This window comes from Paenibacillus sp. FSL P4-0184, assembly GCF_038004625.1.
Taxonomy (GTDB): domain Bacteria; phylum Bacillota; class Bacilli; order Paenibacillales; family Paenibacillaceae; genus Paenibacillus_AQ.
This window is the reverse complement of the sequence record NZ_JBBORN010000001.1, coordinates 2,217,051-2,242,923: the sequence shown is the minus strand read 5'-3', so window position 1 is coordinate 2,242,923 and position 25,873 is coordinate 2,217,051. Positions and strand designations below refer to the sequence as shown.

The 25,873-nt window shown below is 43.9% G+C and carries 20 protein-coding genes and 2 pseudogenes; 6 read left to right on the top strand and 16 right to left on the bottom strand.

Going from position 1 to position 25,873, the window contains the following annotated elements; translation table 11 throughout:
- Positions 1–18: 18 nt before the first annotated feature.
- On the top strand, positions 19–792 hold the full coding sequence (locus MKY52_RS09690; RefSeq protein WP_341051086.1) for a YqcI/YcgG family protein: 774 nt from the start codon (positions 19–21) through the stop codon (positions 790–792).
- A 4-nt stretch (positions 793–796) separates the two neighbouring features.
- Here MKY52_RS09690 and MKY52_RS09685 read toward each other — a convergent pair.
- The 3 genes and pseudogenes from MKY52_RS09685 to MKY52_RS09675 form a co-directional block, all read right to left on the bottom strand.
- A pseudogene (locus MKY52_RS09685) lies at positions 797–2,106 on the bottom strand (amino acid permease).
- Between the two features lie 143 nt (positions 2,107–2,249).
- Positions 2,250–2,834: a spore coat protein gene (locus tag MKY52_RS09680; RefSeq protein ID WP_042194715.1), complete on the bottom strand. Its 585-nt coding sequence runs from the start codon at positions 2,832–2,834 to the stop codon at positions 2,250–2,252.
- 133 nt (positions 2,835–2,967) lie between these two features.
- Positions 2,968–4,230, bottom strand: coding sequence for an MFS transporter (locus tag MKY52_RS09675; RefSeq protein ID WP_341051084.1), 1,263 nt, complete (start codon positions 4,228–4,230; stop codon positions 2,968–2,970).
- 130 nt (positions 4,231–4,360) lie between these two features.
- On the opposite strand from MKY52_RS09675, the gene MKY52_RS09670 reads away from it, so the two are divergent.
- Positions 4,361–4,969 (top strand): TetR/AcrR family transcriptional regulator, encoded by a 609-nt coding sequence (locus MKY52_RS09670; RefSeq protein ID WP_341051082.1) that lies wholly within the window; start codon positions 4,361–4,363, stop codon positions 4,967–4,969.
- Between the two features lie 97 nt (positions 4,970–5,066).
- Here MKY52_RS09670 and MKY52_RS09665 read toward each other — a convergent pair whose 3' ends face one another.
- The 4 genes and pseudogenes from MKY52_RS09665 to MKY52_RS09650 form a co-directional block, all read right to left on the bottom strand.
- Positions 5,067–5,654, bottom strand: a complete 588-nt coding sequence (locus MKY52_RS09665) for a DUF1349 domain-containing protein (RefSeq protein ID WP_341051081.1) — start codon at positions 5,652–5,654, stop codon at positions 5,067–5,069.
- A 27-nt stretch (positions 5,655–5,681) separates the two neighbouring features.
- Positions 5,682–5,918, bottom strand: a complete 237-nt coding sequence (locus tag MKY52_RS09660) for a YiaA/YiaB family inner membrane protein (RefSeq protein WP_306035596.1) — start codon at positions 5,916–5,918, stop codon at positions 5,682–5,684.
- Between the two features lie 57 nt (positions 5,919–5,975).
- Positions 5,976–6,158, bottom strand: a pseudogene (locus tag MKY52_RS09655) (YiaA/YiaB family inner membrane protein); the annotation flags it as partial.
- A gap of 192 nt (positions 6,159–6,350) precedes the next feature.
- Positions 6,351–6,635, bottom strand: coding sequence for an alpha/beta-type small acid-soluble spore protein (locus tag MKY52_RS09650; RefSeq protein WP_076285007.1), 285 nt, complete (start codon positions 6,633–6,635; stop codon positions 6,351–6,353).
- Positions 6,636–6,861: 226 nt separating this feature from the next.
- Between MKY52_RS09650 and MKY52_RS09645 the strand changes: the two genes are divergently transcribed.
- The 3 genes from MKY52_RS09645 to MKY52_RS09635 all read left to right on the top strand — a co-directional run bounded on the left by MKY52_RS09645 (position 6,862) and on the right by MKY52_RS09635 (position 9,836).
- Entirely contained in the window at positions 6,862–8,046 is a 1,185-nt protein-coding gene (locus MKY52_RS09645; RefSeq protein WP_341051079.1) for a MerR family transcriptional regulator, read from the top strand.
- Between the two features lies 1 nt (position 8,047).
- Positions 8,048–9,010 carry a GDP-mannose pyrophosphatase NudK gene (gene nudK / locus MKY52_RS09640; protein WP_341051077.1) on the top strand — a complete coding sequence of 321 codons (963 nt, stop codon included), beginning with the start codon at positions 8,048–8,050 and terminating at the stop codon, positions 9,008–9,010.
- Positions 9,011–9,116: 106 nt separating this feature from the next.
- Positions 9,117–9,836, top strand: a complete 720-nt coding sequence (locus MKY52_RS09635; RefSeq protein WP_341051075.1) for a DUF4386 domain-containing protein — start codon at positions 9,117–9,119, stop codon at positions 9,834–9,836.
- An 8-nt stretch (positions 9,837–9,844) separates the two neighbouring features.
- Here MKY52_RS09635 and MKY52_RS09630 read toward each other — a convergent pair whose 3' ends face one another.
- The 7 genes from MKY52_RS09630 to MKY52_RS09600 all read right to left on the bottom strand — a co-directional run bounded on the left by MKY52_RS09630 (position 9,845) and on the right by MKY52_RS09600 (position 18,174).
- The gene (locus MKY52_RS09630; RefSeq protein WP_341051073.1) at positions 9,845–10,429 is read right to left on the bottom strand and encodes a Crp/Fnr family transcriptional regulator; all 585 of its coding nucleotides are present in this window, start codon (positions 10,427–10,429) and stop codon (positions 9,845–9,847) included.
- 227 nt (positions 10,430–10,656) lie between these two features.
- Positions 10,657–12,252, bottom strand: coding sequence for an ABC transporter substrate-binding protein (locus tag MKY52_RS09625; RefSeq protein WP_076285012.1), 1,596 nt, complete (start codon positions 12,250–12,252; stop codon positions 10,657–10,659).
- A 53-nt stretch (positions 12,253–12,305) separates the two neighbouring features.
- Entirely contained in the window at positions 12,306–13,187 is an 882-nt protein-coding gene (locus tag MKY52_RS09620; protein ID WP_076285013.1) for a carbohydrate ABC transporter permease, read from the bottom strand.
- A 39-nt stretch (positions 13,188–13,226) separates the two neighbouring features.
- Positions 13,227–14,147 carry an ABC transporter permease gene (locus tag MKY52_RS09615; protein WP_042192982.1) on the bottom strand — a complete coding sequence of 307 codons (921 nt, stop codon included), beginning with the start codon at positions 14,145–14,147 and terminating at the stop codon, positions 13,227–13,229.
- Between the two features lie 169 nt (positions 14,148–14,316).
- Complete coding sequence (locus MKY52_RS09610) at positions 14,317–15,891, bottom strand: response regulator (RefSeq protein ID WP_341051071.1); 1,575 nt, start codon at positions 15,889–15,891, stop codon at positions 14,317–14,319.
- An 11-nt stretch (positions 15,892–15,902) separates the two neighbouring features.
- Positions 15,903–17,639: a sensor histidine kinase gene (locus tag MKY52_RS09605; protein ID WP_341051069.1), complete on the bottom strand. Its 1,737-nt coding sequence runs from the start codon at positions 17,637–17,639 to the stop codon at positions 15,903–15,905.
- Positions 17,640–17,739: 100 nt separating this feature from the next.
- Positions 17,740–18,174, bottom strand: a complete 435-nt coding sequence (locus MKY52_RS09600; protein ID WP_076285015.1) for an Lrp/AsnC family transcriptional regulator — start codon at positions 18,172–18,174, stop codon at positions 17,740–17,742.
- A gap of 158 nt (positions 18,175–18,332) precedes the next feature.
- On the opposite strand from MKY52_RS09600, the gene MKY52_RS09595 reads away from it, so the two are divergent.
- Positions 18,333–18,815: a VOC family protein gene (locus MKY52_RS09595; protein ID WP_341051067.1), complete on the top strand. Its 483-nt coding sequence runs from the start codon at positions 18,333–18,335 to the stop codon at positions 18,813–18,815.
- On the opposite strand, the gene helD is transcribed toward MKY52_RS09595, so the two are convergent.
- Positions 18,779–21,202: an RNA polymerase recycling motor HelD gene (helD, locus tag MKY52_RS09590; protein ID WP_341053381.1), complete on the bottom strand. Its 2,424-nt coding sequence runs from the start codon at positions 21,200–21,202 to the stop codon at positions 18,779–18,781. The genes MKY52_RS09595 and helD overlap by 37 nt on opposite strands.
- A 308-nt stretch (positions 21,203–21,510) precedes the next feature.
- Entirely contained in the window at positions 21,511–25,659 is a 4,149-nt protein-coding gene (locus MKY52_RS09585; protein ID WP_445670990.1) for a glycosyl hydrolase 53 family protein, read from the bottom strand.
- Positions 25,660–25,873 lie beyond the last annotated feature (214 nt).

Genomic DNA, 25,873 nt, shown 5'->3' with positions numbered 1-25,873 from the left:
CGAGGAGGGTGTTTTTGGATGGCCCATTTGAACACAAAGGTCTGGCTGGATGAACATCTGGCTGAGCTGCCGTACTGGCAGCAGGATGCTTTTCGTCAATTTACATCTATGATTGCAGATCCCGAAGGCAAATATCCCTGTATTCCGGGACGTCAGGGGTTTCTGTCCAATCATTTGCGTTTTGGCTTCGTAGCTGATCCACGAAGTGAAGAGTCTGCAATAGAGGTCGCTCAATTACTTCGTCAATATGGGGAATGCTCGCGGGATACCGGAAAATATGCTTCCCTTGTTCTATTTTTTGAAACTCCGGAAAATTTGGCGGAAGTTTTCTCCATTAAGGAATATGAGAATTTGTTCTGGTCCATTCTGGGCCGCGTCAGTGCGGTGGACACGGCGCCCTGGCCGGATGAAATTTCTACAGATCCCTCCCATCCTTCGTGGGAGTTCTGCTTTGATGGGCACCCGTATTTCGCGTTCTGCGCAACCCCGGCACATGAGCTGCGGAGAAGCCGCCATACCCCTTATTTTGTCATTGCTTTTCAGCCGCGTTGGGTGTTCGAGAATATTAATGATTCTACCGCATTTGGCCGCAATATGAAGAAGCAGATCCGCAAGAAGCTCGCTGACTACGATAGTGTTCCCGCACATCCTTCCCTTCAATGGTATGGGCAGGAGGATAGTCTGGAATGGAAGCAATATTTTCTGCGAGATGACGAAAGTGCGCCGTCTAAATGTCCATATACTTATATGAAGAACAAGTTCAAAGCAATAGGAATTAAATTTCACTCTTAAGCGCTTATGAGGTTTGTCCGCGTTTTTTCAAGAGGTGCTCCCTAAACCAGGTAATCAACGCAATGACACAGATGATCAGAAGGCTGGACCAGAAGCCGGGACGGCCCCCTTTTTCAAAAAGTGTACCTGCCACGGCAGTAATGATCAGCGCCATAGCGACCATGGATCTAATCCAACCGCCCATCTTTGGTCTCAATAACTTAAGGAAAGAGGCAAGGATAAATAGCCATGTGTACAAAATAACTAGACCGGCCGCCGTGGTATATGCTCAAAAATTTGCTTTGGCAGAAACAAGCTCAGTACAATTGTCACGCACAGGCCCAGCATATTAATACCAAGCGCGTAGAGCGGCATCTTCCTTTTTCCCTTGGTCACCGCCAGCCAAGAAGGAGCATCTTTATCCTCGGCTAAGGTTACCAGCATAGTCGAGACCGCATACAATGAAGCCACTAAAATAGAGAACCCGGCCACGATCATTACCCCGTTCAGTACATATACAAAAATAGGTAGTCCCATCGCTTCAAGTGCAGCAATAATTGAGCTTTGATCAGATCTCACTTTCTTAGGGCTCACGAATAATAGGGCGAGTCCTATCGACAGTACATACAGCAGGGTCACGCCCAGCAGCATAAACCTGCCTGCTTTCGGAGCTTCTTTGGAGTCGCGTAGGTCCATCGCCATAAAGCCCATTACCTCAATACCCCCAAAAGCATAGAACGCATAAAGTAACCCTTTCCAAGCACCCATCCATCCTTTATTCAACCATGCTGCCGAACTGTGAACCGTATCCCAATTCCCCCTCCCCCTCAAAAGGGCAACCACAGCGACCACGATGAACATCAGTACCGCGGCAATTTTAATCATGGCGAATAGATTTTCCGCTTTGTTAATCCCCTGGCTACCTAGAATAATGACCAGCAGACCTAGCACGGCATAAATGGCAGTGAAAATCCAAAGCGGCCAACTCGGAAACCAGACCCGCGAGAACAGACCCAAAGCAGTCAAGGTACTGCCAAGTATTAGAATTTCTGAACACCAATAGATCCAGCCCATGCCAAACCCGGCCCAGCGGCCAAAAGCCTCTTTGGCATAACTACGAAAAGAGCCCTTTTGAGGATTCTGTATAGTCATTTGGGCCAGCGCCTCATAGACGAACAGAGTTGCCACAGCCGCCAACACAAAAATAACCAACACCAATAATCCGCTCTTACGGATAGCGATGCTGGAACCAAGAAAGAATCCCGTGCCAATCGTGCAGCCTACACCAAATAAAGTAAGCTGCCACCAAGGTAGCTTGCCAGTTGGAGTACCCATATGTATATCCCCTCCGTCTGGTGTTACTATGCGTTATCGGGTGTTATTTTATTCTGGTATAGGCTTAGGCAGGCAAAAGAAGACCCGACTTCCTGTTCAACAACAAGCGAGTCGGGTCTTCTACAGTTAGAATGGTCAGCGCCCTAGTTATTTACTGGCATCTGAGGAGATCCGGCAGCGGGAACATAGGCATCCAGCATCTGCTGTATTACTGAAACCTGAAGCTGCGGAACCTGATAATAGGCATGTTTGTTCTGATAAAGGAACAACTCATATCCCATTTCAATAAAATGCTGCACCTGTGAAGCCAGCACCCGACGCAACGCTGGGTTCGTCACTTCCGGTGAAGACATGGCCAGCAGTGAGGCATGGGATTTGATTAGACCCAGCATATACCCGCTGACGCCCGCATCTTTCACATCCGCCAGTGACGAGTTAGGCTTCTTGGGCGGGGCCGGTTGGAGGCCGTAAACCGGCTGTGTCATATTCGGGATAAGATAGGTAGCCGTTTCCTGGCTTGGCTTTTGCCCTGTCTTAAAGCATTGGCAGGTCAAGTTGTACTGATCCAGCATGAAATTGTACTGCCGATCCAAGATAGACAGTAGCTCTTGATCCTGTACAAAGGTTCTGAACATCATGAACTGGTCCAGTAAATTGATCTGGCAGGACAATACCTCGTGCACATCGAACATTTCGTGGGCGCCGTGACCTAGCTGCTGTCCGCCCATCGTTATACTTCCTAACTGTGGTTGCTGCTGCAAATTATATTCTCCTTTGTTCTTAGATGAGTACCCTCTATAATATGAAGGACAAGATAGCCAATTATGCACGCAGTTATATTTACATCCCTCCATATCTAAGTCAAAGTGCCTCACTTACTGCAACCTTCTTATTTTGAATCCGAAGATTCCTTCTATGTGTCGTGAATAATCCGAAGTACCCTAGCGTTACGAGGATACAGATTATAACATCAACTACAATTAAGTTCTGATAATCCCCAAAATAATCGAAGGATAGGCCTCCAATTAATACACCTACTATACCGCCGCCCTGGTGCATGAGAAGTAGAACACCGGTATGTTTTCCTTTACCCTTTGCAAACTCATTAATGACAAGCATTCCACCTGGTAATGCACTTAAGTAGGTAATTCCGAACGCTATAGCAAAAAGAATAGGTGAACTTCCCAAGTGCATAAAGAGGAAAGCAAAACCTATAATACGTATGCCATACAATAGAGACATCATCATTAATTTATTGAATCGGTCCAGAAAATAGCCGCAAATGAGTGCCCCCGTGATTTCCATAATACCAAGGATGCTCATAGATAGGGCGATCATGCTTGGTGATACATCTGCCAACTGATGTATGGCTACCAAATTCATCTCGACGGATCCCATATTGATACCGCAGGTGAACAGCGCAATCGCGACTACGACAAAGATAGGAAGAGAAATAAATTTCTTGGACGGTGGAGTTACTCTAGGTGATGTATCTTGACCTTCGACTTCTATTGAACGATCCGAAGGAGCTCTCTCCGTATTTTTCTGTTGTGAACTCTTAATTCCTAACCAAATTACGGGAAGTGTTACACAAACACCTAGGATAAAAGAAGCCATAAAGGCGTTTTTCCAAGTCAGCCAGTCCATGGATACGAAAATGGGTGTAATAATCGCTAATCCTACAGAAGAGGCACTCGCCAGCAAGGCCATTGCTTTAGCCCGATGATGCCGAAACCATTCAAACATCAATATATAATTTGTCGTCGCCCCAATACCTGCCAAACCAGAGATAACACCGTATCCAATAAAAAAGACAATAGGATGGTGGCCTAACACGACAATACCAGTACCCAAAGTACTCATGATTGCACTTAACATTAGTATCTTCTTTGTGCCATAACGATCCACGAGCCAGCCCCCCAAAGGCGCGCATACGGCTACGATGAATAAATTGGTGGACCATGCCATTGAGATGAATCCCCTGCTAATCTGTAAATCCGTCGATATTTGCACCTGAAAAAAAGACAAGCTGAAGCGAGTCAATGCACCAATAAATCCAATAACCCAGAGAGATCCTAATCCAATCCATGCATACCTGGATTCCTTAAACCATGTCGTTTCCATTATGGTTTCCACCCCTGTCTATTATAAAAGATACCAATCGGTATCTTTTATAATAGCATAGATGCTTTTCTTTGCAACAGAATAATTTCTTTTGATATACTACGTGTACATATACAATTAAGGACGGAGGATGACAATGGAAAAGGGTGAGAAGACTCGCAATTACATCATAGCTAAAGCCGCTGAACTGTTTAACCAGAAAGGATATTCGGGCTCATCCTTATCTGATATAACAGAATTGACAGGCATTAAGAAAGGTGGCATTTATCGTCATTTTTCCAGTAAGGATGAGATTGCATATGAAGCCTTTAGCTATGCGGGTAGTATTGTGGGGGTCCAACTAGCTCATGCCATTAGTCAGCAAGAAACGGCCTCTGGCAAGCTATTAGCATATTTACATGTGTACGAGAAAGTAGTTGAAGCGCCACCCTTTATTGGGGGGTGCCCGCTCCTCAACACGGCTATTGAAAGCGACGACAGTCATCCAGGCTTACGTGAAAAAGCCCAGCAAGCCCTAATAGGCACACTGGAATCCAAAAAGAAAATCATTTCTGAAGGTGTACAAAGTGGTGAATTCAAAGCGGATCTCGACATTGAGGCACTAGCTACCTTCTCCCTTTCCATCATGGAAGGCGGCATCATGATGAGTAAGCTCGAGGGCAATAATCGGCATATACGGATGAATATCAAGAGCTTTGCTGCTTATTTAAAAAAAGAGTGCCTACGCGAACCTAGTTAGTTCATTCAAAACTTTTTTAAATACAAAGATTTTAAAATAAAAAGGAGCTTCGTCACTACTTACGAGGCTCCTTTAGCTTATTCTTAATTCCTTAACTTTATTTGTGCTCCAACCACTGACATTCTGTGATTTCTATTTCTGTAAATGTTGCTTTAAATGACGAATCCTCTGGGCTACAAGCATATAAACCAAAGTTGATATGCTCACTCCCTTCAAACAAATGAAAAATACGCATCTGCTTAAATGTAATCCCATCAAGAGAATTTTCAACACAGAAGTCACTCTCACGCCGACTTAATCTGTAATACATTGTTTTTATTGTTGCGTCGATATCTGTTGTTGCCCAATCCGAATATCCGTGATTCGTAACTACACTACCCAATCTTTGATATTCTTCATTCTCATATTCAATCGATGCCTTGAACCAATTGTCACTGTCCTGATAAATAATGACTCCACACTGGTCAAATCTATGAGCGCTGTCAAAATCAGTTTTCACTATTAAAGAAAAGTATTTCTCGTCAGTCCTCATTAGCAGCGCAGGTGCAGTATCATTTCTGAATCCATAATAGGTACGTTGCCAAAAATCAGTATTAGGCTCAGTTATAATTTCAATCTTCTCATCTGTAATAGAAAAAGTGCTTACTGGATACTGCCAAAAAAGATTTTCTTTTAAAAATTTCATCTCACTACTCCTTATCTAGGTCCCTCTTTACCCTTGAATGTCCCTCCTGGCATCTTGCTCGGCGAGAATCTCTTTGTCCTCCGCGTTATCTCTCGTCACTTTCTGAACGCCAACGGCGCTATATGAAATCAACAGAATAACAGCTATATAATACCCCTTTACATTCAATTGAAATGGAGCATTGTACAGACCAATAAAGAACATTACATACCCAATAACCAAGCCTGCAAAAGCCATAATTGTGAAAGCCCCTGTATTTCTCATCCTGTGTTTCGGATTTTCTAGCTTAATTTCTTTATCCTCTGAGTTGTCTCTAACGACCTTTTGCACAACGATACAGCTAATCGTAATTAACACCATGCAAAGCAAATAATACCCTTTCACGTTCAATTCCCAATCGTCGTTGTACACCCCCAAACAGAATAGAAAAAGACCTGCAGCCAATGCAAAATACGATACCCCTGTGAAAGCAGCTGTGTTGCGTTTACGATACCTCTGATTCATCCGACGATTCCTCTCCCAATACAGAATTGAATGGTGTTATAGCCTTCTTCACTATACCGTGGAACATCGGTAAAATTCTACCATTAATTAGGTTGTTTTGGGAAAACGCAAAGAAAACGGTCTCAGTCCCAGGCAATTCAGGACTAAAGCCGCCTCCTACATTTTCTGCAACTTTATGATTTAGAAAAAATGCTACTCCCTTTCCTGATCCACCAATTGCTGCTGTGCAAGACGAATCATCTCGCGGACCATCGATCCACCAATTTTTCCGCCAATCTGACCCACTGATTCTGTACTCAAATGTCCATTCTCACCGTGTTCCAATGGGATACCAAGTTCTTTTGCGACTTCATATTTCACATCATCAGGCCGCTCCGGATCTACATCATAACCCTCGCGCCGCATCACCTCGGCTTTAAACGTTTGCATTCCGCGATTGACTCCCGGCACTGCATATTTCCTGTTTCTTCTGGACATCCCTTATCCCCTCCTAACATGTTTTAAGTAACATGCCCGGAAAACGAAATCTCCACCCCTGTTGATTTGCTCCGATTATTTCCAAGAGGGCGCTGAAAGGCCAACTGCTGTCAGGGTGCTTGCCCTCTGTTTCTTATGCATAAATTTTGCTTGAAGGTGACGTTACGTCACCTGCTATACTAACTGAGAACAACACGCTGGAGCAATCGATTGGATGTGAGAAAGGATGTACAAAGAGAACTATTTAACGACAGGGCAGCTTGCAAAGCGTACAGGAATAACGGTCAGGACATTGCGATATTACGATCAGATTGGGCTTCTAATTCCAGAAAATCATCATGCGGGATCGATAAGATCTTATAACATGAAAGACCTAGAAAAATTGCAGCAAATTCAAACGTTGAAATACTTAGGGCTATCACTTCAAGAAATAAAAGACATCTTAGATGCAGAGTCGCTATCCATAGGGGAGATCAGACATTCATTACAAGCACAGCTCGATGTTCTACAGAGAAAAATCACTCATACGGAGCATGTAGTTCATGCAATACGAGATGCTATGCAAATGTCGGTCAATCGGTCTGATTGGAACCACTTAGCAAATGTTATTCAAACCTTGCAGATTAAGCAAGATTGGGGGGAACAGTATCGGACGGCGAGCCGCTTGCAAACGCGGATACATCTTTATGACAAGTTCAGTACAAATCCGCAAGGCTGGCATAATTGGGTCTTTGAACAACTGGAGGTGCACTCTGGAGCCCACATTCTAGAGTTAGGCGCCGGCGATGGGACCTTTTGGATAAGAAACGCCGAACGAATTCCAAGCAGCTGGCGCATCACACTTACTGATATTTCGAGCGGGATGGTAGAAGAAGCACGTTGCCGCTTAGGAAGTAAAAGTTCACAGTTTAAGCTCTTATCTGTTGACGCGCAACAAATCCCCTTCCACGATGAGCATTTCGATGTGGTTATCGCTAACAACATGCTGTATCACGTGCCGGACATCCCTAAAGCGATCCGCGAGATACACCGCGTACTAAAGCGAGGGGGTATAATATGCACCTCTACAATGAGCACTCAACACCTACAAGAGATTGAACAATTGGCGGTCTCGTTCGACCCCGACCTTCATGTATTGGATCAAGCTATTAAACGATTTAATCTGGGTAACGGAGGAGACCTGCTGTCTTCTTGCTTCTCCGATCTTCGGTTACTACGTTACGACGACCGTCTGTTAGTGGACGAAGCTGAACCCCTGATTGAATATATGATATCGACCCCGATGAACGCAAAAGAGCGGCTTGTCGGTGCGGCTATAGACGAATTTCGAAAACACGTCAATCGGCTTCTACAGGAGAATGGAGCCCTCGAAATGACTAAAGAAAACGGGATTTTTCTAGGGAGGAAATGAGATGAAGGCACAGCATTACAACCCAAGAGTACGGATCGTAAAAGAGGAACTTCTATCGGATAACTGGTACACCTTAAAGAAGATCACATTCAAGTATGAAAAAGAAAATGGACAATGGGAGACACAATCCCGTGAAGTGTATGACCGAGGCAACGGAGCGACCATTCTACTCTATAATCGACACAAACAAACCATCGTACTTACGAGACAATTCCGAATGCCTACTTATCTAAACGGCAATGTGACTGGAATGCTTATCGAAACCTGCGCGGGGCTACTCGATAAAGAAACACCAGAAGAAAGTATTCTGAGGGAAACGGAGGAAGAGACGGGGTACCGTATCGACCGAGTGCAGAAAGTTGGCGAGGTCTATATGTCACCAGGATCTGTTACCGAAACCCTGCACTTCTTTGTAGCTGAGTATAGTGATGTCATGGCAAAAGGTCCAGGTGGGGGACTTGAGGAGGAACAGGAAAATATTGAAGTAGTGGAACTTCCGTTTGCTCAAGCGCTTGACATGGTCCAAAGCGGCGAGATTCGTGATGCTAAGACGGTAATGCTGCTCCAATACGCTCAGATCCAAGGTCTCTTAAAGGTAAAATCCAAACCGCTGCATATCCTCATCGCTGGCCCATATCGTTCTGGAACCAATGATGATCCAATATTAATCGAGGAAAATGTCAAATACATGAATAAAATTGCTCTTCAAGTTTACGAGGCTGGGCATATGCCAGTGCTGGGGGAGTGGTATGCTTTGCCTCTTATTGCTACAGCCGGTTCCACTAATCTAGGAGACGACGTTTTCAACCGGATTTTCCATCCGTCTTCCATTCGCCTGCTTAATTACTGTGATGCCGTGCTTCGAGTTGGAGGATCATCTCAGGGTGCCGATGAAATGGTACAGGTTGCGCAAGAGAAAGGATTGTTGATTTACGAACGGCTGGATGAACTTCCGTTATTGTGATAACAAGCATTTTTTCCTGTCTGATGATGCACTCTTGATTTAAGTCAATGCCCGCCATACTACTCCTAATTACAATAAAAATAAAAAGTCCTTTAGGAGGCTATCTATGGCTATCTCAGAAAAAGATCTATCGAATCAGCGAAAGTCCGCTTTAACTGCTGGAATCTCACTGATTATCATGACCCTTGCCTCATTTTTTTCGTATGGCTTTGTCCATGGGAATCTTGTTGTTCAGGGCGATGCCAGCGCCACATTCAATAACCTTGTGTCATCCACTAACCTTTTCAAAGGTGAAATTTTGGGTTGGATCATCATTATGATTACTGACATCCTGGTCGCCTGGGCGTTTTATGTGTTTCTAGAACCGATTAACCAAAAGCTTTCCTTACTCGGCTCATGGCTTCGTCTAACCTATTCCGCTATATTGGGAATTGCTATACTAAACTTGATAGTTGTGCTGCTGCTCACGGGAAATACAATCGACTTTTCCTCATTAAAAATCGAACAGACTCAAGCATTTATGATGTTATTTCTGGAAGCATTTCAATGGATTTGGTCTATGGGGTTAGTCGTTTTTGGCGGGCATCTGTTAATTGTGGGCTATGTGGCTTTAAAATCTGACATCATCCCTAAAGTAATCGGCATCTTATTGCTGCTTGCTTCAATAGGTTATATGATCATTCATCTAAGCAAAATATTTCTCCCACAATACGAAGGGGTCATTACAATATTAAATTATGTTTTCACTATTCCTATGATTGTAGGAGAACTAGGCTTTGGGATATGGCTGCTGCTTAGAGGAGGAAAACTCCACAAAAGTGTATGACTTTCTTTTTAGTTATCACTGGAATGAACCCGCTTCTTAATTCTACTTAATGACTCTGGTGTCATCCCCAGATAGCTGGCCAATTGATGCTGAGGTACGCGAGTGAGTAAGTGAGGTCTTTTTCGCAACAAAGCTTTGTAACGTTCTTCAGGATTGGAAGCGATAAATGAAGTTAATTCGTCCTGTACCTCACCTAAGTTTTCCTCTACCATTTTGCGGATCATCGTTTCCAATTGCGAGTGTTTGTGAAGCATGTCTTGTTCCGCATTAAGTTCACCAACCACCAATGTGCTATCTTCCAGACAGGTTAAGGTGTACGCAGAGGGCTTACTTTCTTGGTGCCGATTAAAAATCGAAGCCGCTTGCTCTTCCGTGTAGAAATTAGATGTAACTTCTTTTCCCGATTCATCTATCGAGTACTGCCTAACACAACCTTTTAGCACGAAAAAACATTTTGTGGGAACATCTCCTTGTCTAAAGAGCACTGTCCCCTTTTTAAATTCCTCTATAAGGATACCCTCAACTATATCCTGCTGATCCTCTTCGTTAAGAGATGTAAATTTACTCATATACTTATACAATATGTTTTTCATATCTCTCTCCAATCTTCCGAAACTAATGGCCCGCTTGAAGCTATTTAGGCTCCCGTGAGGGAGTCTCTTCCCTAATTATACTAGCTCATACTAAAACAAATGCAACCTCTCAACTCTTCATACGCCGCTCGGCTGCGTCCGATAGCGCCTTCATATACAATCGATCTCAAAAAACAGGGAGGCCCAACAGCCATTTCATGACTGTTGGGCCTCCCTTATCCTGTATCTTACTTGTTCGCTAAGAAAGCATCGATTTGCGCTTGCAGCTCAGCTTGGATTTTATCAATGCCAGCTGATTTCAGCTGTTTGTTCAAATCTGCAAGGCCTTTGTCGATATCTTTAATTACGCCGTACTCAAGCGGAATGGCATAGCGGAGCATTACATTGCCCACATTGGCAATTTCCGTCTTCACTTTGCTATTGTCGAATACAAAGGTTTCAAGGGCATAGTGGTAGACGTTAGCTTCCCAGCCCTTAGCCAGATCGTTAGCTTCTTGAGGGAATGCTTCATTGTCAAGGTTAAGTGGCGAGTTGAAGTTCCAATTAGAGAAGCCGGTAAAGTTCGGATTTTTGTCGAGTGCTTTATATTTGGTGTCGCCAACCGGTTCATAGTGCACGCCACTAATTCCGTACATCATCAGGTCGTGCAGTTCTTTATCGTTTTGCATCAGATCGATCAGCATCAAGGAACGTTCTACATTTTTGGAAGTCGCATGAATCGACGTACCGTTTTGTGTAGAAATCGCCACTGATTTTTTCTTCCCTTGGTTAATATCAGCCAACGCAACTTCATAAGGAGAATTTTCTTGGCGCATCAAGGCCATGAGTGCTCCAAGTGTTCCGTTATTATGCGTAATTGAAGCGGTTTTGCCTGCTTTAAAATCCGCTTGATGATCATTTTTACTGTTCAGAACGTTTTTCGACCAAGCATTGTTATCAGCGAGATCTTTGTAATACACGAGTAGATCTTTGAACTCTTGCGTTTCATAGACGTTAAAGACTTTACCTGTTTCATCGGTCAATTTGAAGGCAAACGGAAGATCTAGGTCAAACATATTCCATTCGTTTTGCTGCTTCAGTAATACACGGTCCAAGTTATGATACTTCCAGTCTCCCGTTTCCGGAGTGAAAGGTGTAATTCCTTTTTCCTTCTCAGCTATCGTCTTCAAATAGGTAGCATATGCTTCCGGGCTGTTGATTTCAGGAAGATTGTATTTCTTACGCAAATCTTCACGATATAGAATCAGCTTTTCAACAGACTCTCCTCTGTTTTGCGGAACCATATACAGCTTACCGTTTACTTTTGCCTGATCCCAGCTCACATCTGACATAGCTTCCTTAGTTTGCGGCATATATTTGGTAAGCAGCTCGTCGGTCAATTCTAGGAATCCGCCTTTCAGCGCCTGATCATTATAACCAGCCCAGTTTGCCGAATAGATGAGATCAAAATCTTCATTTGCCGCCAGCTTCAGTGGATATTTTTGAGCCCAGTCAGACCAGTCCAAGAACTCGCCCTCAAGGGTCGCATTAATTTTTTCTTTCAGTTTCTTATTAATTTCAGCAAAAACACTATCATAGTCTATCGGTTTAGGCCCAACGAAGATCATTTTCAGCTTTACTTCTTTAGAGGTGTCTATAGTATCTGAAGTTTCGGCTGCATTCGTTGCACTCGCTGTTTCTGTAGGCTCACTTGTTACCTCAGCGGCATTATTGGTAGCCTTAGCGGGTGTATTGGCGTTGTTGTTGCCACCACCACATGCGCTCAAAATCATTACGAAGGTTAAAACGAGTGCGAGCATAATGAATCTATTTTTTCTCAGCATTTCAAGCCTTCCCCCTTGTATTAATTATATTGATAAACCGGATTTCCCCGGGTTCATCCTTTCACAGCGCCAATCGTCAAGCCTTGAACGAAATATCTCTGAACGAATGGATAAGCGAGCAGAATCGGACCTGTAGCTACAACCGTCATTGCCATCTTCAAGCTCTCGCTTGGGATCGATGTGGTTACGACTGCTCCTGCACCCATCATGGCTTTTCGCATGCCATCCATATTGCCAAGCATTTTGTACAAATAATATTGAAGCGGCATCAGCTTCTCATCGGAAATAAATAGAAGGGCATTGTACCAGTCGTTCCAATAGGCAAGAGCCAGAAACAAACCAATAGTCGCTAGCGCCGGCTTAGAGAGAGGCAGGATTAGACGGGCGTAGATCTTAAAATCGCCTGCACCGTCAATTTTAGCCGATTCTACGATTGCTTCCGGAATGCTGCCCATAAACGACTTCATAACAATGATGTAGAAGACGTTGAGCATCATCGGAATCACTAAAGCCAGCAATGTATCTTTGATATGGAGGTAATTGACCATAAGCAGATACCATGGAACCAGACCGCCGTTAAATAAAGTTGTAAAGAAAAAGAAGAACGAAAATTTATTACGCCATTTAAAATCTTTTCTGGATAGCGCATAAGCCGTCATCGAAGTCAGAAACAAGCCAAACAGTGTGCCTATTATAGTAACACCTATGGTCACCATATAGGCTTGAATCATCTGGTCGGGATACTTAAACAAAATGCTGTAGGCTTCTGTTGAGAAGGCCGTAGGTATAAATTGATAGCCATCAGTTAATATTTTTGACTCTTCCGTCAGCGATGAAGATACGACAAGTATAAACGGGAATATACATAAAATTGCGAGAAAGATTAGGGATACATAACCAATACCCGAGAATATTTTACGATCGAGCTGTTTCATATCGTTACCTCCATTATGAAAACTGTACCTCTGATGCAGTTAGAATAAGGCGCGGTCTTTATCGTATTTACGAACAGCATAGTTCACAGTCATGATCGTTGCGAAGCCAAGAACGGACTGGAAAACGCCAGCCGCAGCCGACATGCCGATATCATTCGAAGTAATCAGCGATCTGAACACGAAAGTATCGATAACATCCGTCGAAGAGAACAACAAACCGTTATTGCCGATCATGTTATAAAACATCCCGAAATCACCGCGGAAAATATTCCCGACCGCCAGCAGCACCAAAATAATAATCGTCGGGTAAAGATTTGGAATCGTCACTTTCCGGATCCGCTGAAAAATATTGGCGCCATCGATTTCAGCTGCCTCATACTGTTCAGTATCTATGCCCGTAATCGCGGCCAAGTACATTACCGTTCCGTATCCAAGGCCTTTCCAGGCGGAAACGAGAACTAGGATATACGGCCAGTAGGCAGGCGTATTGTAAATATCAATAGGTTCTAGCCCGAGTCCTCTAAGGAGTGCGTTCACAGTACCAATATCATAATTGAGCAGGTTATAGGCAATCGCACCGACAACTACCCATGAAATAAAGTAGGGAAGAAACAACGCCGATTGCGTAATTTTGCGGAACCATTTGCCACCGACCTCAAACAACATAATGGCTGCAAAAATTTGCAAAGAGTTATTTACAACGATGAATGCAATATTGTACAATGCTGTATTCCGTGTTACCCGCCAAGCATCTCCTGATTCAAAGAAAAAGCGGAAGTTATCGAGCCCGTTCCAGGCACTTCCAAAAATACCGCCCGCGTAATCATAATGCTTGAAGGCAATAATAATGCCCGCCATTGGGACATAGGCAAACAAAAGAAAAAAAGCAACCGCCGGAGCCAGCATCAGCAACAGAACCCTATAGTTTTTTAAATCGCTCCAAAATGTATGCCCTTTCATCTTTGCACCCCTTTCTTCTCTATATCTCTCATTATAAAAGGACGGCGGCGGTGAGATAATTCAGCGAAACAACTAAACATAATACTAATTCAACGATTCATAAACAATTTCGATAAAAAAGAAGCCCCTGTTCCATATAGAACATGAGCCTCCCCAATAAGTAATCGATTCAGATTTTATTTTTCTTCCGGTACTCGCCGGGCGACATGCCCATATATTGCTTGAACTGCCTATTGAAATAAATAATATTTTTATATCCGGCTTGTTCCGCAATCTCATATACTTTTTTCGTTGGATCCTCGAGTAGCTCGCATACCCGCTTCATACGCAATTCACTTAGAAAATCGCTGAAGAGACTATTGGTTTCGACCTTGAACAGATGCCCCAGATAGTTAGGGGTAAAGTCGAAATGTGCGGCGACCTCGTTTAGCGTTATTTTTTGATCTAATCTTTCTTTCACATACTCCGTGATTTCATCAATTAACTTGCGCTTTTGCCTTTGGCGTTTCAAATAAAGCAGCTCCGACAGTTCAAAGAATCTTCTTCTCAGCCACGAAAGGATATCATGCACCGTTTCGAACTGAAACAGTACAAAAGGATGATGAGAATCCCAATTCAAAATCTCGTACAAATGCTCATTCATTTGCTGCAGATCAGCATGAAGCTTAGAGGTAATCCGGATAATGATATCGTAGATGTCGTTTTTCTGGGAGATCGGACTGTCTCCGGCAAATAGCTGAAGCAAGCAATCATCAATAGTGGTAAGGTCGTAGTCGAGCATAGCTTTAAGCATACGATCCACAATAACCTCTAAGTCCGAAGCCATCTTTTCCTTTGGAGACCATTCCGAGGCATCTTGGATCAACCTATTCTTCCCTACGATCCATTTAATGCTTAGAGCGGCCTGCGCCTGCCGATAGGAATCATGTAGCTTGACCGGGTCGGTTGTGTACATTCCTCTTCCGATCGTAATCGAACAGGAGAACTCCTGATAGAACGCCCGAATCAACTCTTCCAGCAAAGCTGTAAAATATTGTTCCTGAACCGCAGCAAGGATCACAAAGTGATAGTCATAAGTCGTAATCACCATGCCCAAATTTTGATCCTGAGCAAACTTCCGGATAAACTGATTGGCAGCACTGCTCCATAAACTCCGCTCTTCTTCCGTCCAGGTTTGGATTTTTCGCGCCATATCGTCGATCTCAATGATGGCAACCGCCGATGCACCTTGTAAGTATGGCGTGAGGACGTTGTGAATGTGCGTTTCAACCTGTCCCGGTGCAGCCTCGTTAAACCAACGCAGCAGTAACTCCTGATTAACAAGCGTCAGCGTTTCCGACAAGGAAGTACGCTGCGTCCTCTCTTTCTCAATCTTGGTGCAGAGTTCGGTCAGCGTCTCGTTCAGCTCGTCATCATCCACAGGCTTAAGCAAATAACTGTATGCGTTCAATTGAATCGCTTCCTTGGCATAATTGAAATCCTGATGTCCGCTAATAAATAGAATATGGACCTCTGGGTTAATCTCCTTTGCTTTCCGTGCAAAGTCCACGCCTGACATAATCGGCATACCGATATCAGAGAGAATAATATCAACAGGGTGCTGCTCCATCATTTTCAGAGCGGCAAACCCGCTCGTTGCCGTTCTCACGCTATGCAAAGGCAAATGATCACTGCCGGCTACACGCCGTCTAAGCCATTCCAAATCGATTACTTCATCATCCACCAGCAGAACATTGATCTCCATCGCCATACTCCTCACTCCCCCATCACTTCCCTGATCTCTGCATTTTCCACCGGTAAAATAATTTGAACTGTCGTTCCCGCTCCAAAATAGCTACCGATTTGAATGCCGAAATCGCTCCCGTATCGCAGTTTAATTCGTTCCTCCACGTTTCTCAGACCGTAGCTGCCTGGTTGATATGCGCTTGATCGCATGTTTTGAAGTGTCTCCGGCCGCATGCCGATCCCGTTATCAATGACCTTGAGTTCGATGCGGTCACCCAGCCGCTTTCCAGTAATACGAATCGCAATAGTCTCCCCGAACCAGGCGTGCTTGAATATATTCTCCACAAACGGCTGTAAAATCAGCTTAATAATAGGCACCTGTAAAATTTCCGGATCGACATCATAATAAACCTCAAAGGCGTCCGCATACTTTACTCTTTGGATTTCAAGATACATCCTCACCTGCTCCAGCTCATTTTCAAGTGAGATATATACATGCCCATCGTTCAAAGTGAGCCGATAAAATTTGGAGAGGCCTTGTACCATCTGCGTAACCTTCTCCACTTCCCCCAAATTGGCCAGACTGCCAATGGTCGACAGCGTATTGTACAAGAAATGCGGACTGATCTGGGCTTGGAGCACATCCAGCTCCGCTTGCTTTTTCTGAATGCCCTGCACATAGACGTTCCGGATGAGTTCCTGAATGCTGGTCGCCATTTGATTAAAGCTATTCGCAATATAGACAAATTCATCGTTCCCCGGAAATCCGATTCTTTTATAAAAATTCCCCTCCTGAAACGATCGGACCAAATACACAATCCGCTTAATTTTCTTGCCAGATATACGTGCAACAAGAAAACCGATAATAGCCATCACCAAAAAACTAATGGAACAAACGGTGCTAATTACCTTCCGCATTCTACTAGCGTCTTTGTTCAAATAAGAGTGGGGTACACGCGCCTCAATGACATAGCTGGAGACCGGAATATCTTCACTAATAACTAAATAAGCGTCTGGTTTCGTACCTTCACTGGCGGCACCCTGTTCGTACATAGTCATGCCTGTAGCCCTATCCAACAGACGAAGTTGAATCCCCTGTTCAATCGGGAAGGTATCAAAATTACCAAATAGCTCATCAATCCTCGCCGTAACGCGAATATATCCGATAATCGCAGGTGCTGCCTTGGAAGAAACAAGCTTGCGGAAATATGAAATATTACCTAGCTCACGGTCGGTATCCGCTTGAAGCCACAAGCTGTCTTTGTTATTTGCAACGATCGACTTAAACCACTCCATATTCTCGATCACCTGATCAGAAAGAACATAATAATCACTTCGACCGATAGGTGTCGACATATCATCACCGGTAATTTCAAGCATCGTCTCATTGACCGTAAAAAGCGCAAGTCTCAGCTTGTTCCCATACAGTTGCAGAGGAGCCTTCATATAAGGAACGATATCATCTCTCATTTTGAGCATGTTTTCCAAAGGATCTCCCCTGAACTGAAGGGCATTCTGAAAATTCGTATTTAGAAACAGCGAGTTGGTCATACGTTTGATTTCATCTGTCTGGTATTCGATGTTGTTCCTCGTCTGCTTTAATGCGGTCCGGACATTCGTTTCCGCCATTTCAGTCCTGGACTCTACGAGCATTGTATAGGCTATATAGCCAACCAGCACATCTGTCAGCAATACAAGAATGAGATACGGAATCATCATCTTGTATGTGAATGGAATATACTTTTTACTAGACAGTTTCCTCTCCATGCGCATGCTCCCTTATATACGAATCCATACGACTGCTATTTTGACCCATTTTACAATGAAAAGAAAGCGGTTACTATATCTTGTATTTGGAAACTTCGCTTTAGAGTAGCACTCTGTTCTCCAAAATATTTTTCAAGCTGATATGCGATTTGGAAGGTCCGAACTTTATAAGGTGATCTTGAAATTCAGCAAGCGCCTCAATCGTTGAGGTCTGTACCTTAATGAGATAATTATATTCTCCACTAATGCGGAACAAATCGGTGACTTCCATTGCATCGTTGCAAAAATCGGTGAGCTCTTGGCAATGTTCTGTTTTAATTAGAATAAAAGTAGTCGTACCCCGGTTCAGATCCCGCAAATTAAAAGCTGTATGATACCCCGAAATGATGTTCCTTTCCTCCAACTTAATGATTCTTTCTTTAACGGATGGTTGTGACATCGAAACCTCTTTACTGATTTGTGAAATGGGCATTCGAGCATTGTACTGCAATAATTGCATAATCTTTTTATCAATATCATCCATAAGATGTTCCATATCAAGCGCCTCCTAGCTCTTTTTAATAAATAAACCCATTAAACTAAAATACCTTATATTCAATAACCATGTCAGGATAAAACACTTATCTTATATATGTATCTCCTATTTTAATCCAACTATAATAAATAGTACATTAGATATAGGAGTGATTAATAATGAGCGTAAAAGGTCTTGCACATATAGCGATTCAAGCCAAAGATTATAAAGCAACAATTTCATTTTACATTGACGTCTTAGGATTTAAGTTAGGTCATCATTGGAGTCTGCCCTCCTTTCAAATCAAAGAAGCTTCGATGCTTATTTCACCTGATCAAAGAACTTGCATAGAGATTTTTGATAACAATGCAGTCATTGCCGCCCAAGGAAAAAAAGCCTTGTCTGAAGAGGATATAGCTCACGGAGCACTCTTACATTTCGCCTTCTATGTGGATAATGTAGAAGAAATGTACCAAAAAGCCCTTGCTCATGGAGCAAAGGCTTTTATAGCACCAGATTCGCTTTCTCTTGGTGAACCACCTCTCCTGATCAAGAACGCGATCGTTCACAGCCCCAATGGGGAAGTTATCGAATTTCTTGAAGAGGTTGATTTTGATATGTCTAATTACACTTCCTCATACAAAGAGGTATCCAAGGCTTGAATAAAGTGCGACCAATTGCCTGTCGTGTACAGCAGAAGCCGATGCATCGCGCGCGTACAAGCTGTATAAAAGAGTTTACGTTCGCTCTCCCGATGATACGTCTGCGTAGAAGCATCGTAGATTAGCACAGCGTCGAATTCTACACCCTTAGCAAGATACGCAGGAATAACTAGCGTTCCCTTCTCAAAGGTGAGCGTCTCCTTCGTAACAAGTCGCAGATTCTCGCCCCCCTGTGCAGCCAATGCTTCATAGGCCTCGCGGCTTTCCGCAGCAGTCTTAGTAATAACGGCAATGGAGTCGAGACCTTCGGCCATAAGCGCCGCAAGATCCTCTTTTATTCGGACCGCCCGCTCTACGTCATTGCTAGCCTTCACTAGGTGCGGCTTCTTACCGCCCCTATCAAAAGGCACGATCTCTTCATTAGGTAGCAGCGCCTTCGTAAACTCCACAATCTCGCGAGTCGAACGATAGCTTCGGATTAAACGAAATAGGTTCGTTTCCTCTTCACCATAAAGCCGGATCAAAGGAGAATTCACCTCTTGCAGATTCGTCGCTTGCGGGAATATCGCTTGACTGAAATCACCGAGTACCGTCATGCTGGCGCGGGGAAACAATTGTTTGAGGAACGCAAATTGGAACGGCGAATAATCCTGTCCTTCATCAATAAATAAATGCCGCACCATTGTATTCGTGCGAGAACCCTCGATAAGCTCTTTTAAATACAGGAATGGGGTCTCATCCTCATAAAACAGCTCGATATGGCTCAACTTTTCCTTCGTTTGCATACAGATTTCTGGCCATTGATCAGGTACTTCGGTCTCACCCGTCATTTTCTGATAAGTGGCTTCATCCCTAAATAACTGCTCGTATAATCCAATCGTATCTATGAATTTCAAACGTTTGGCATCCCGTCTTAGCGGTTTGAAATGATCCTTCACGATCATACGACGCAGCAACTCATCTTCCTGCGAACTAAAGTCAAAGACATTCTCTTCCCCGTCCTTCTGAGTACGAAAATCGCCATAGATTTCAAGATACTGCTCTGTAAAATCGAAGACTGCTTCCTCTCGCCGGTACTTCTTAAGCACCTCACTGTAAGCTTCGGCATATTGATCGTTGTCGAGGTAATCGACTTCATCTTGAACCCAGGGCGCTTCCATTTCCTGACGCTCTAGCTTAGTCAGCTCACGCAGCAGCCATTCACGTAGTAAAGCAACGCGATTAGCCAATCGTATAGAGCTGTCGTAGCTGTAAAATTGCGATTTCATTTGCTCCGCAGTAATCAACTCGCGGTCCCGGAAACGGATACTGTGGAACAGCATACCTTCTTTGCCTAGCCATAACGCGTAGCTTTGAAGAGCATGCAGGAAAGACTCAGAAGCTTTATATTGCATCCCCGTTAACCGTGCTTCATACCCCTGAGAGGATTGTGACGTCAGTACATACTCAATCTGCTCGAAGGGGTCCTCCAAATTCATCGTGGATCCGAGCCAATAGGCAAGATACTCCTGAAAGGTCGTTTGCTGCATATTCTCTTCGCCGAGCTCAGGGAGTACCGTCGATACATAACTGTTAAACATCGGATTTGGCGAAAAAAGAACGATCTGGTCGGCCTTGAGCCTATCACGGTGTTTGTATAATAAATACGCTACTCGTTGCAGCGCTGCGGACGTTTTTCCGCTGCCAGCCGCTCCTTGCACAATAAGCATACGGCTTTTGTCATTGCGGATGATGGCGTTCTGTTCCTTCTGGATGGTCGCCACAATGCTCTTCATTTGTGAATCTGCGCCTTTACCAAGCACCTGCTGAAGCAATTCGTCCCCGATCGTTAAGCTCGTATCGAACACGTTCTGGAGCTGACCGTAACGGATCTGATATTGCCGCTTCAGCATCATCTCACCTGTAATCTGTCCTCCCGGCGTTTCGTAAGTAGATGGCCCTGGGGAATGATCATAATACATGCTTGCAATAGGCGTTCGCCAGTCATACACCAGAAAGTCCACACCGTCTGCATCAACGAAAGAAGCCACTCCGATATAAATTTTCTCACTCAAGCCCAAACCGTCTTCTTGAAAATCCATTCGCCCAAAATAGGGAGACGGCAGTAGCCGTTTCATATTCTTAAAACGCTGCACCCGCTGCCGGTGGCTGCGCTCCCGCTCGGACAACAATGCTTCTTGCTGCTTTATACTGTAGAAGGTCTCTTCGAAGTCTTCGTCTGTGCTCGTATTGACCGTGACTTCTTCCCAAAACCGCTTGCGAATGTCCACCACTTGATCACGTAGCCCAGTCACTTCTGGTTCTAGTTCTGCGATTCTTGATTGCAGCTTTTCCGTAACCAAATCAAGCCGATCTTGTTCTTGCTGCCAATCCATTACGTTTACCATCTTCACGAACACGCTCCTTTTCATTCTTGTTATAAAGAAGCAAAAATTAAAATTTGACAAACTGTTAATCCACATGGTATTATAATAGTGTAGATAAGATGTTACACTTATGTTTAAATTAGTGAAATTAACAGTGATTATTTTATAATATCACGATCTTTCTTTGCATGCAAATTATTTATATAAGCAAGAAGAACTAGCAGAGTCTGCTGGTTCTTCTTTTTTTGAATGCTAAGCTTAGGCACATATAGAGAATAGACAAAAAGACCGTCCTAAGGACGGTCTTTTTTCTTACTACAGTAAGTTTACTATTTAGTTTGCAGCAGATTCATAATGATGGTTACTGCCTCTGCTCTTGTTGCCGTCTCATTTGGTGCAAATACATTGCCGTTACGCCCGCTCACAATGCCTGATTTCTTCACGGCTGCAACCGCATCCTTTGCCCATGCAGGAATTTGGCTATCATCAGCAAAGCCTGTTGATGCCGCCGTTGTTAAATCTCCCCCTGCTGCTCTAGCGATCATAACTGCTAGCTCGGAACGTGTTATGCTCGCTGCCGGACGGAAGGTAACATCCTCATAGCCGCGTATAATCTTCGCCTCTAAGGCTTGTGCAATGGACTTCTCAGCCCAAGCAGGGATTGTATCTGTGAAGCCCAGTTCCACACCGTTTCCAGTTGGCTTCAGCGCATTCATCAGCATCACCGCAAATTCAGCGCGTGTCACCGCAGCATTCGGTTTGAACGTTCCGTCGGTATAACCCTTGACGATCCCTTCGCTCACCGCTTTCTTAATATTAGCCTGTGCCCAATGTCCCGAGATATCGCTAAATTGAGCCTCTGTTGTCGGTTCAGTAGATGCATTGGTTACCGGTAATCCAGTCGCTTGATCCACTACGAGTACAGCAAACTTCGTAAAGTGATCCACATCTGCAGCAATGCGGTTTCCATCTATTTTGCCGCCATTAACTTTCACCCAGCTCTTCTTCACTTCATCATAATAAAAGATCGCTACAGTTTGGCCGCTCTTCACTTGTCCTGAATCGAACACAAAGGTTAGCGTGACTGATTTACTAAAGTTCTCCGCAAAGTTTTTTAGAACTTCATAGATCGGGCTTACGAGAATCTCATGATTGCTGAGAAGGTTCTGCAAATCGAGCACTTTCTCAATCGTTAATACCAACTGCTTGCCTGAAGCAGTAGCTGGAATTGAAATCACAAGCCCATTATCCAATCTGACTTCACCCGCTTGACCTGCAGGAAGCGTCAGTTTCCCATTGGAGGAGATAACCGGAAGTACGACATTAGAGGTACTACCACCATCATTACCACCGTTCCCATTACCATCAGAACCGTTATCTTGCTCAGCTCTCGTTATTGTTGCTGTGTATCTCGTACCTGTGCCATCTTGGGCAATTACGAATAACTCCAATCGGTTACTACCTACTTCAAGGGGAAGCTCTATTCTAGTTGCCCCACTTGCCAAACTTATCGGACCGGCCACAAGTGTATTGGCACTATTGTACATACTCACTGTCAAGGTACCATAGACAGCATCGCTGGCCGTTGCCGTCACTGTGAAGTTAGATAAGGAATACGGTACACTCGCTGTATAGTCGTATACACTTCCGCTCACTGTTTGATCCAATGTTATCCCGCTCAAATCCAAGCTATTCAAGCTTGCACTAGAACTTAATGTTGTAAACGTAATCTCTTGTCCGTAGCTTACTCCGGTTGCATTCACTGCGTAGGCACGTACATGATAGATAGATCCAGATTGAAGTCCTGCAAGACTTACTGAAAAGGCACCTGTTCCACCTGATTCAGCTATAACTTTACCATCCTCAATTGTCGGATTGGCACTAGTAGAATATACGATTCCTCGCTCTGTAACCTTAGCGCCACCGTCCGAAGTGATATTTCCTCCAACCGTAGCTGTCATAGAAGTGATATTTTGTACTTCTGCATCCGTATCAACAATAGCAGGTTCCTCAATACCTTTGACAAAGCTTAGATAGAAATCATCAATCGATCCCCATGCGCCGCCGTCTGCTTTGATATTAGCTCCGATGGTAAGGGCTCCATCGGTAACGAGAATATCCTGGATCTCAGGATTATTCCACTGTGCCCATCCTTTCACACCGGTGTTTACTTTTATTTCCTTACCATCCGTTACAGCAAATAGATTCATATTGGGGTTGGCAGCATCTCCCCCTTGAATAAACATCGAAAGATTATAATATCCCGGCTTCAGACCAGAAATAGTCTGCTCTACTCTAAAATCCACTGCTTTCGCAGAATAGAAATGTAGTGAATAGTTGCCTGTTTTGGCATCTGTAACTTTATTTTGGTAGTCTGTATGTGGAGCATTAACGTCAGCATAGGTGATTTTCCACATGCTTCTATCGCTATTTTCAAAGCCTGCGTTGACGATAAAGTTCTCTTTTTTAATAACTAGAAAAGCCTTTACCACCTGACCGCCTTCCGCCGTTCCACCGATCACATAGCTGCCCGCACCCTTGCTAATGGCTTGCTCAAGCGCAACTTGATCCCAAACCACTGACATCTTGCCGGAACTTCCATCATTGTAAGTAACACTTACGTCTGTTGGCAGATGGATTGGCTCCCCAGCAATCGCCGTTATCGAAACATCCTTAATTTCATCTACAGCAATAGGGGCCACTGCGCCTGTATTCACATATTTGAACACATTCAGCGAGGCAAGCGGATGTCCGTTAAAATCAAACAAAGCCTGGTTATCAACGGCACTTCCGCCATACCATTCCCCTGCATCATCAGGGTCATATTCCTTCGCATGGCTGGATGCCCAACCGGAACCATACTGTTCCCAAATCAACTTATTCTGCTCCAGATTTTCTTTCGGACCTACCGGAAGCCAAGCAGGCTCCCAATAAAACACGCCAATTCCCGATTTACCCACATTCGCAACCGCTTCGATCACGTCTCTAACTGAGTTAGCCTGACCTTGAACGCTGATAGGGTAGTTTAAAGTTTGACCTGAGCTCTGAGGTGCTGTATTTCCGTGCCCATCACCGTCTTCTGCGGTATATGCGTAAGAGGTTTCAGCTACCATTACTTTTTTCCCATAAGTATCAGCCACTTGCTTCAACACGGACGTCAAATTGCTTAATGTACCGTGCCAGAATGGATAATAAGAACTTGCAAACACATCATAGTCTACATTGTTATCTTGCAAATTCTTCGCTATAGTGGCATATCTGCCTGCCGACTCCGGATTTGTAAAATGCAGAGCAACCAGAATATTAGGATCGATCTCCCGAATGGCTTTGCTTCCCTCATTGAACAATTGGCTCATCTTCGTCCAATTAGATTCACCAACGAATTGTCCATTCGTTTCATTGCCTACCTGAACCATGCCAATATCAATACCTGCATCAAGCAGAGCTTGCAGGCTTACTTTGGTATATTCGTAAAGTGCGGTCTTCTTATCTTCGAAACTCAGATTGGCCCATGCCTTAGGCGTATGCTGCTTGGCCGGATCGGCCCAAAAGTCGGAATAATGAAAATCCACTAGCAGCTTCATGCCGTTTGCGGTCGCCCTTTTCCCAATTTCAATCGCGGTGGCCAGATCATTATTACCACCACCATAACCTTTTCCAGCTGTATCAAAAGGATCATTCCATATCCGTACCCGAACGTAATTAACCCCGGCTTCATGTACGGTTGTAAAAATATCCTGCACCTCTCCATTTTCATTGTAAAACTCGACTCCGCTATTCTCTAAAGAAATAATACTGGAGATGTCCACGCCCTTAATAAAATCAGGCTGGAGTCCTTCCACCTTCTTCACAAAAATATCCGCAGCCACCGGCTGGGTCGTATCCGTACTCAACTGTTTCAACTCAAAGCTGTCCAGAAATCCATATGCGCTTGGAGCGCCGCTAATGTTCGCGCCAGCCTCAAGACTCGGGGTATCCTGCTTCAAGATAAATTTCAGGCTGAGTGTTCCCCAAGCATTATAGCCAGTGGTAGCAACAGCGGATGCCGTCTCGTCACCCGCAAACAATTCAACATTCCCCGTTTCTTTGTCAGTACCGCCCATCGACTTGACTGAGAGCTCATAACTTCCCGCAGGGAGGTTCGTTATAGTCTGCTTAAGCGAGATGGTCTGGTTTCCAGTAGCGACTTTGTTAATCCAATATTTGAAAGCATGAGCTCCTTCATCTGGATTTAGCCAAGTATCATCGGCATATGCAAAATGCTTAATTTCTACTTGATTCCAATCTGACGTATCGACACTCCATGATCCATCTTCCCAGAAATTGTCCTCGAAACCGCCATTTACTATTAAAGAACTGTTCGAATCTGCAGCTAAAGCACTCCTCATGTTGAATGAGAATGAACTTAGCAGCAACAACACTGCTAAAAATGCAGAGATACCCTTTTGATTAACTCTCACGTTCTGATCACCTTCCATTCTAAATTTTCAGATGCATATGTGCGTCCCAAGTTATGTAAGCACTTACAAATCAATATACCAATAGTTAAAATATTTAGTAACGGATGAAAAGATAACATTTTGTATGCTTAAGCAAGCTTTATAGGCTTTAATCTTCATTTTCCATTATTCTGGAATAGATGATATTAAATAGATTTCAGATTTTTTTATCCAAATATAACTTTTTGTTTGC

What these genes read in the sequence shown, in the direction of transcription:
- MKY52_RS09670 (WP_341051082.1), top strand. Translation starts at nt 4,361, where the DNA reads ATGACAATGGAAAAGGGTGAGAAGACTCGCAATTACATCATAGCTAAA.
- MKY52_RS09600 (WP_076285015.1), bottom strand. Translation starts at nt 18,174, where the DNA reads ATGGAACATCTTATGGATGATATTGATAAAAAGATTATGCAATTATTG.
- MKY52_RS09620 (WP_076285013.1), bottom strand. Translation starts at nt 13,187, where the DNA reads ATGAAACAGCTCGATCGTAAAATATTCTCGGGTATTGGTTATGTATCC.
- MKY52_RS09635 (WP_341051075.1), top strand. Translation starts at nt 9,117, where the DNA reads ATGGCTATCTCAGAAAAAGATCTATCGAATCAGCGAAAGTCCGCTTTA.
- MKY52_RS09690 (WP_341051086.1), top strand. Translation starts at nt 19, where the DNA reads ATGGCCCATTTGAACACAAAGGTCTGGCTGGATGAACATCTGGCTGAG.
- MKY52_RS09625 (WP_076285012.1), bottom strand. Translation starts at nt 12,252, where the DNA reads ATGCTGAGAAAAAATAGATTCATTATGCTCGCACTCGTTTTAACCTTC.
- MKY52_RS09650 (WP_076285007.1), bottom strand. Translation starts at nt 6,635, where the DNA reads ATGTCCAGAAGAAACAGGAAATATGCAGTGCCGGGAGTCAATCGCGGA.
- MKY52_RS09615 (WP_042192982.1), bottom strand. Translation starts at nt 14,147, where the DNA reads ATGAAAGGGCATACATTTTGGAGCGATTTAAAAAACTATAGGGTTCTG.
- MKY52_RS09610 (WP_341051071.1), bottom strand. Translation starts at nt 15,891, where the DNA reads ATGGAGATCAATGTTCTGCTGGTGGATGATGAAGTAATCGATTTGGAA.
- MKY52_RS09680 (WP_042194715.1), bottom strand. Translation starts at nt 2,834, where the DNA reads ATGGGCGGACAGCAGCTAGGTCACGGCGCCCACGAAATGTTCGATGTG.
- MKY52_RS09645 (WP_341051079.1), top strand. Translation starts at nt 6,862, where the DNA reads ATGTACAAAGAGAACTATTTAACGACAGGGCAGCTTGCAAAGCGTACA.
- MKY52_RS09585 (WP_445670990.1), bottom strand. Translation starts at nt 25,659, where the DNA reads ATGGAAGGTGATCAGAACGTGAGAGTTAATCAAAAGGGTATCTCTGCA.
- MKY52_RS09665 (WP_341051081.1), bottom strand. Translation starts at nt 5,654, where the DNA reads ATGAAATTTTTAAAAGAAAATCTTTTTTGGCAGTATCCAGTAAGCACT.
- MKY52_RS09660 (WP_306035596.1), bottom strand. Translation starts at nt 5,918, where the DNA reads ATGAGAAATACAGGGGCTTTCACAATTATGGCTTTTGCAGGCTTGGTT.
- helD (WP_341053381.1), bottom strand. Translation starts at nt 21,202, where the DNA reads ATGGTAAACGTAATGGATTGGCAGCAAGAACAAGATCGGCTTGATTTG.
- MKY52_RS09675 (WP_341051084.1), bottom strand. Translation starts at nt 4,230, where the DNA reads ATGGAAACGACATGGTTTAAGGAATCCAGGTATGCATGGATTGGATTA.
- nudK (WP_341051077.1), top strand. Translation starts at nt 8,048, where the DNA reads ATGAAGGCACAGCATTACAACCCAAGAGTACGGATCGTAAAAGAGGAA.
- MKY52_RS09595 (WP_341051067.1), top strand. Translation starts at nt 18,333, where the DNA reads ATGAGCGTAAAAGGTCTTGCACATATAGCGATTCAAGCCAAAGATTAT.
- MKY52_RS09630 (WP_341051073.1), bottom strand. Translation starts at nt 10,429, where the DNA reads ATGAAAAACATATTGTATAAGTATATGAGTAAATTTACATCTCTTAAC.
- MKY52_RS09605 (WP_341051069.1), bottom strand. Translation starts at nt 17,639, where the DNA reads ATGGAGAGGAAACTGTCTAGTAAAAAGTATATTCCATTCACATACAAG.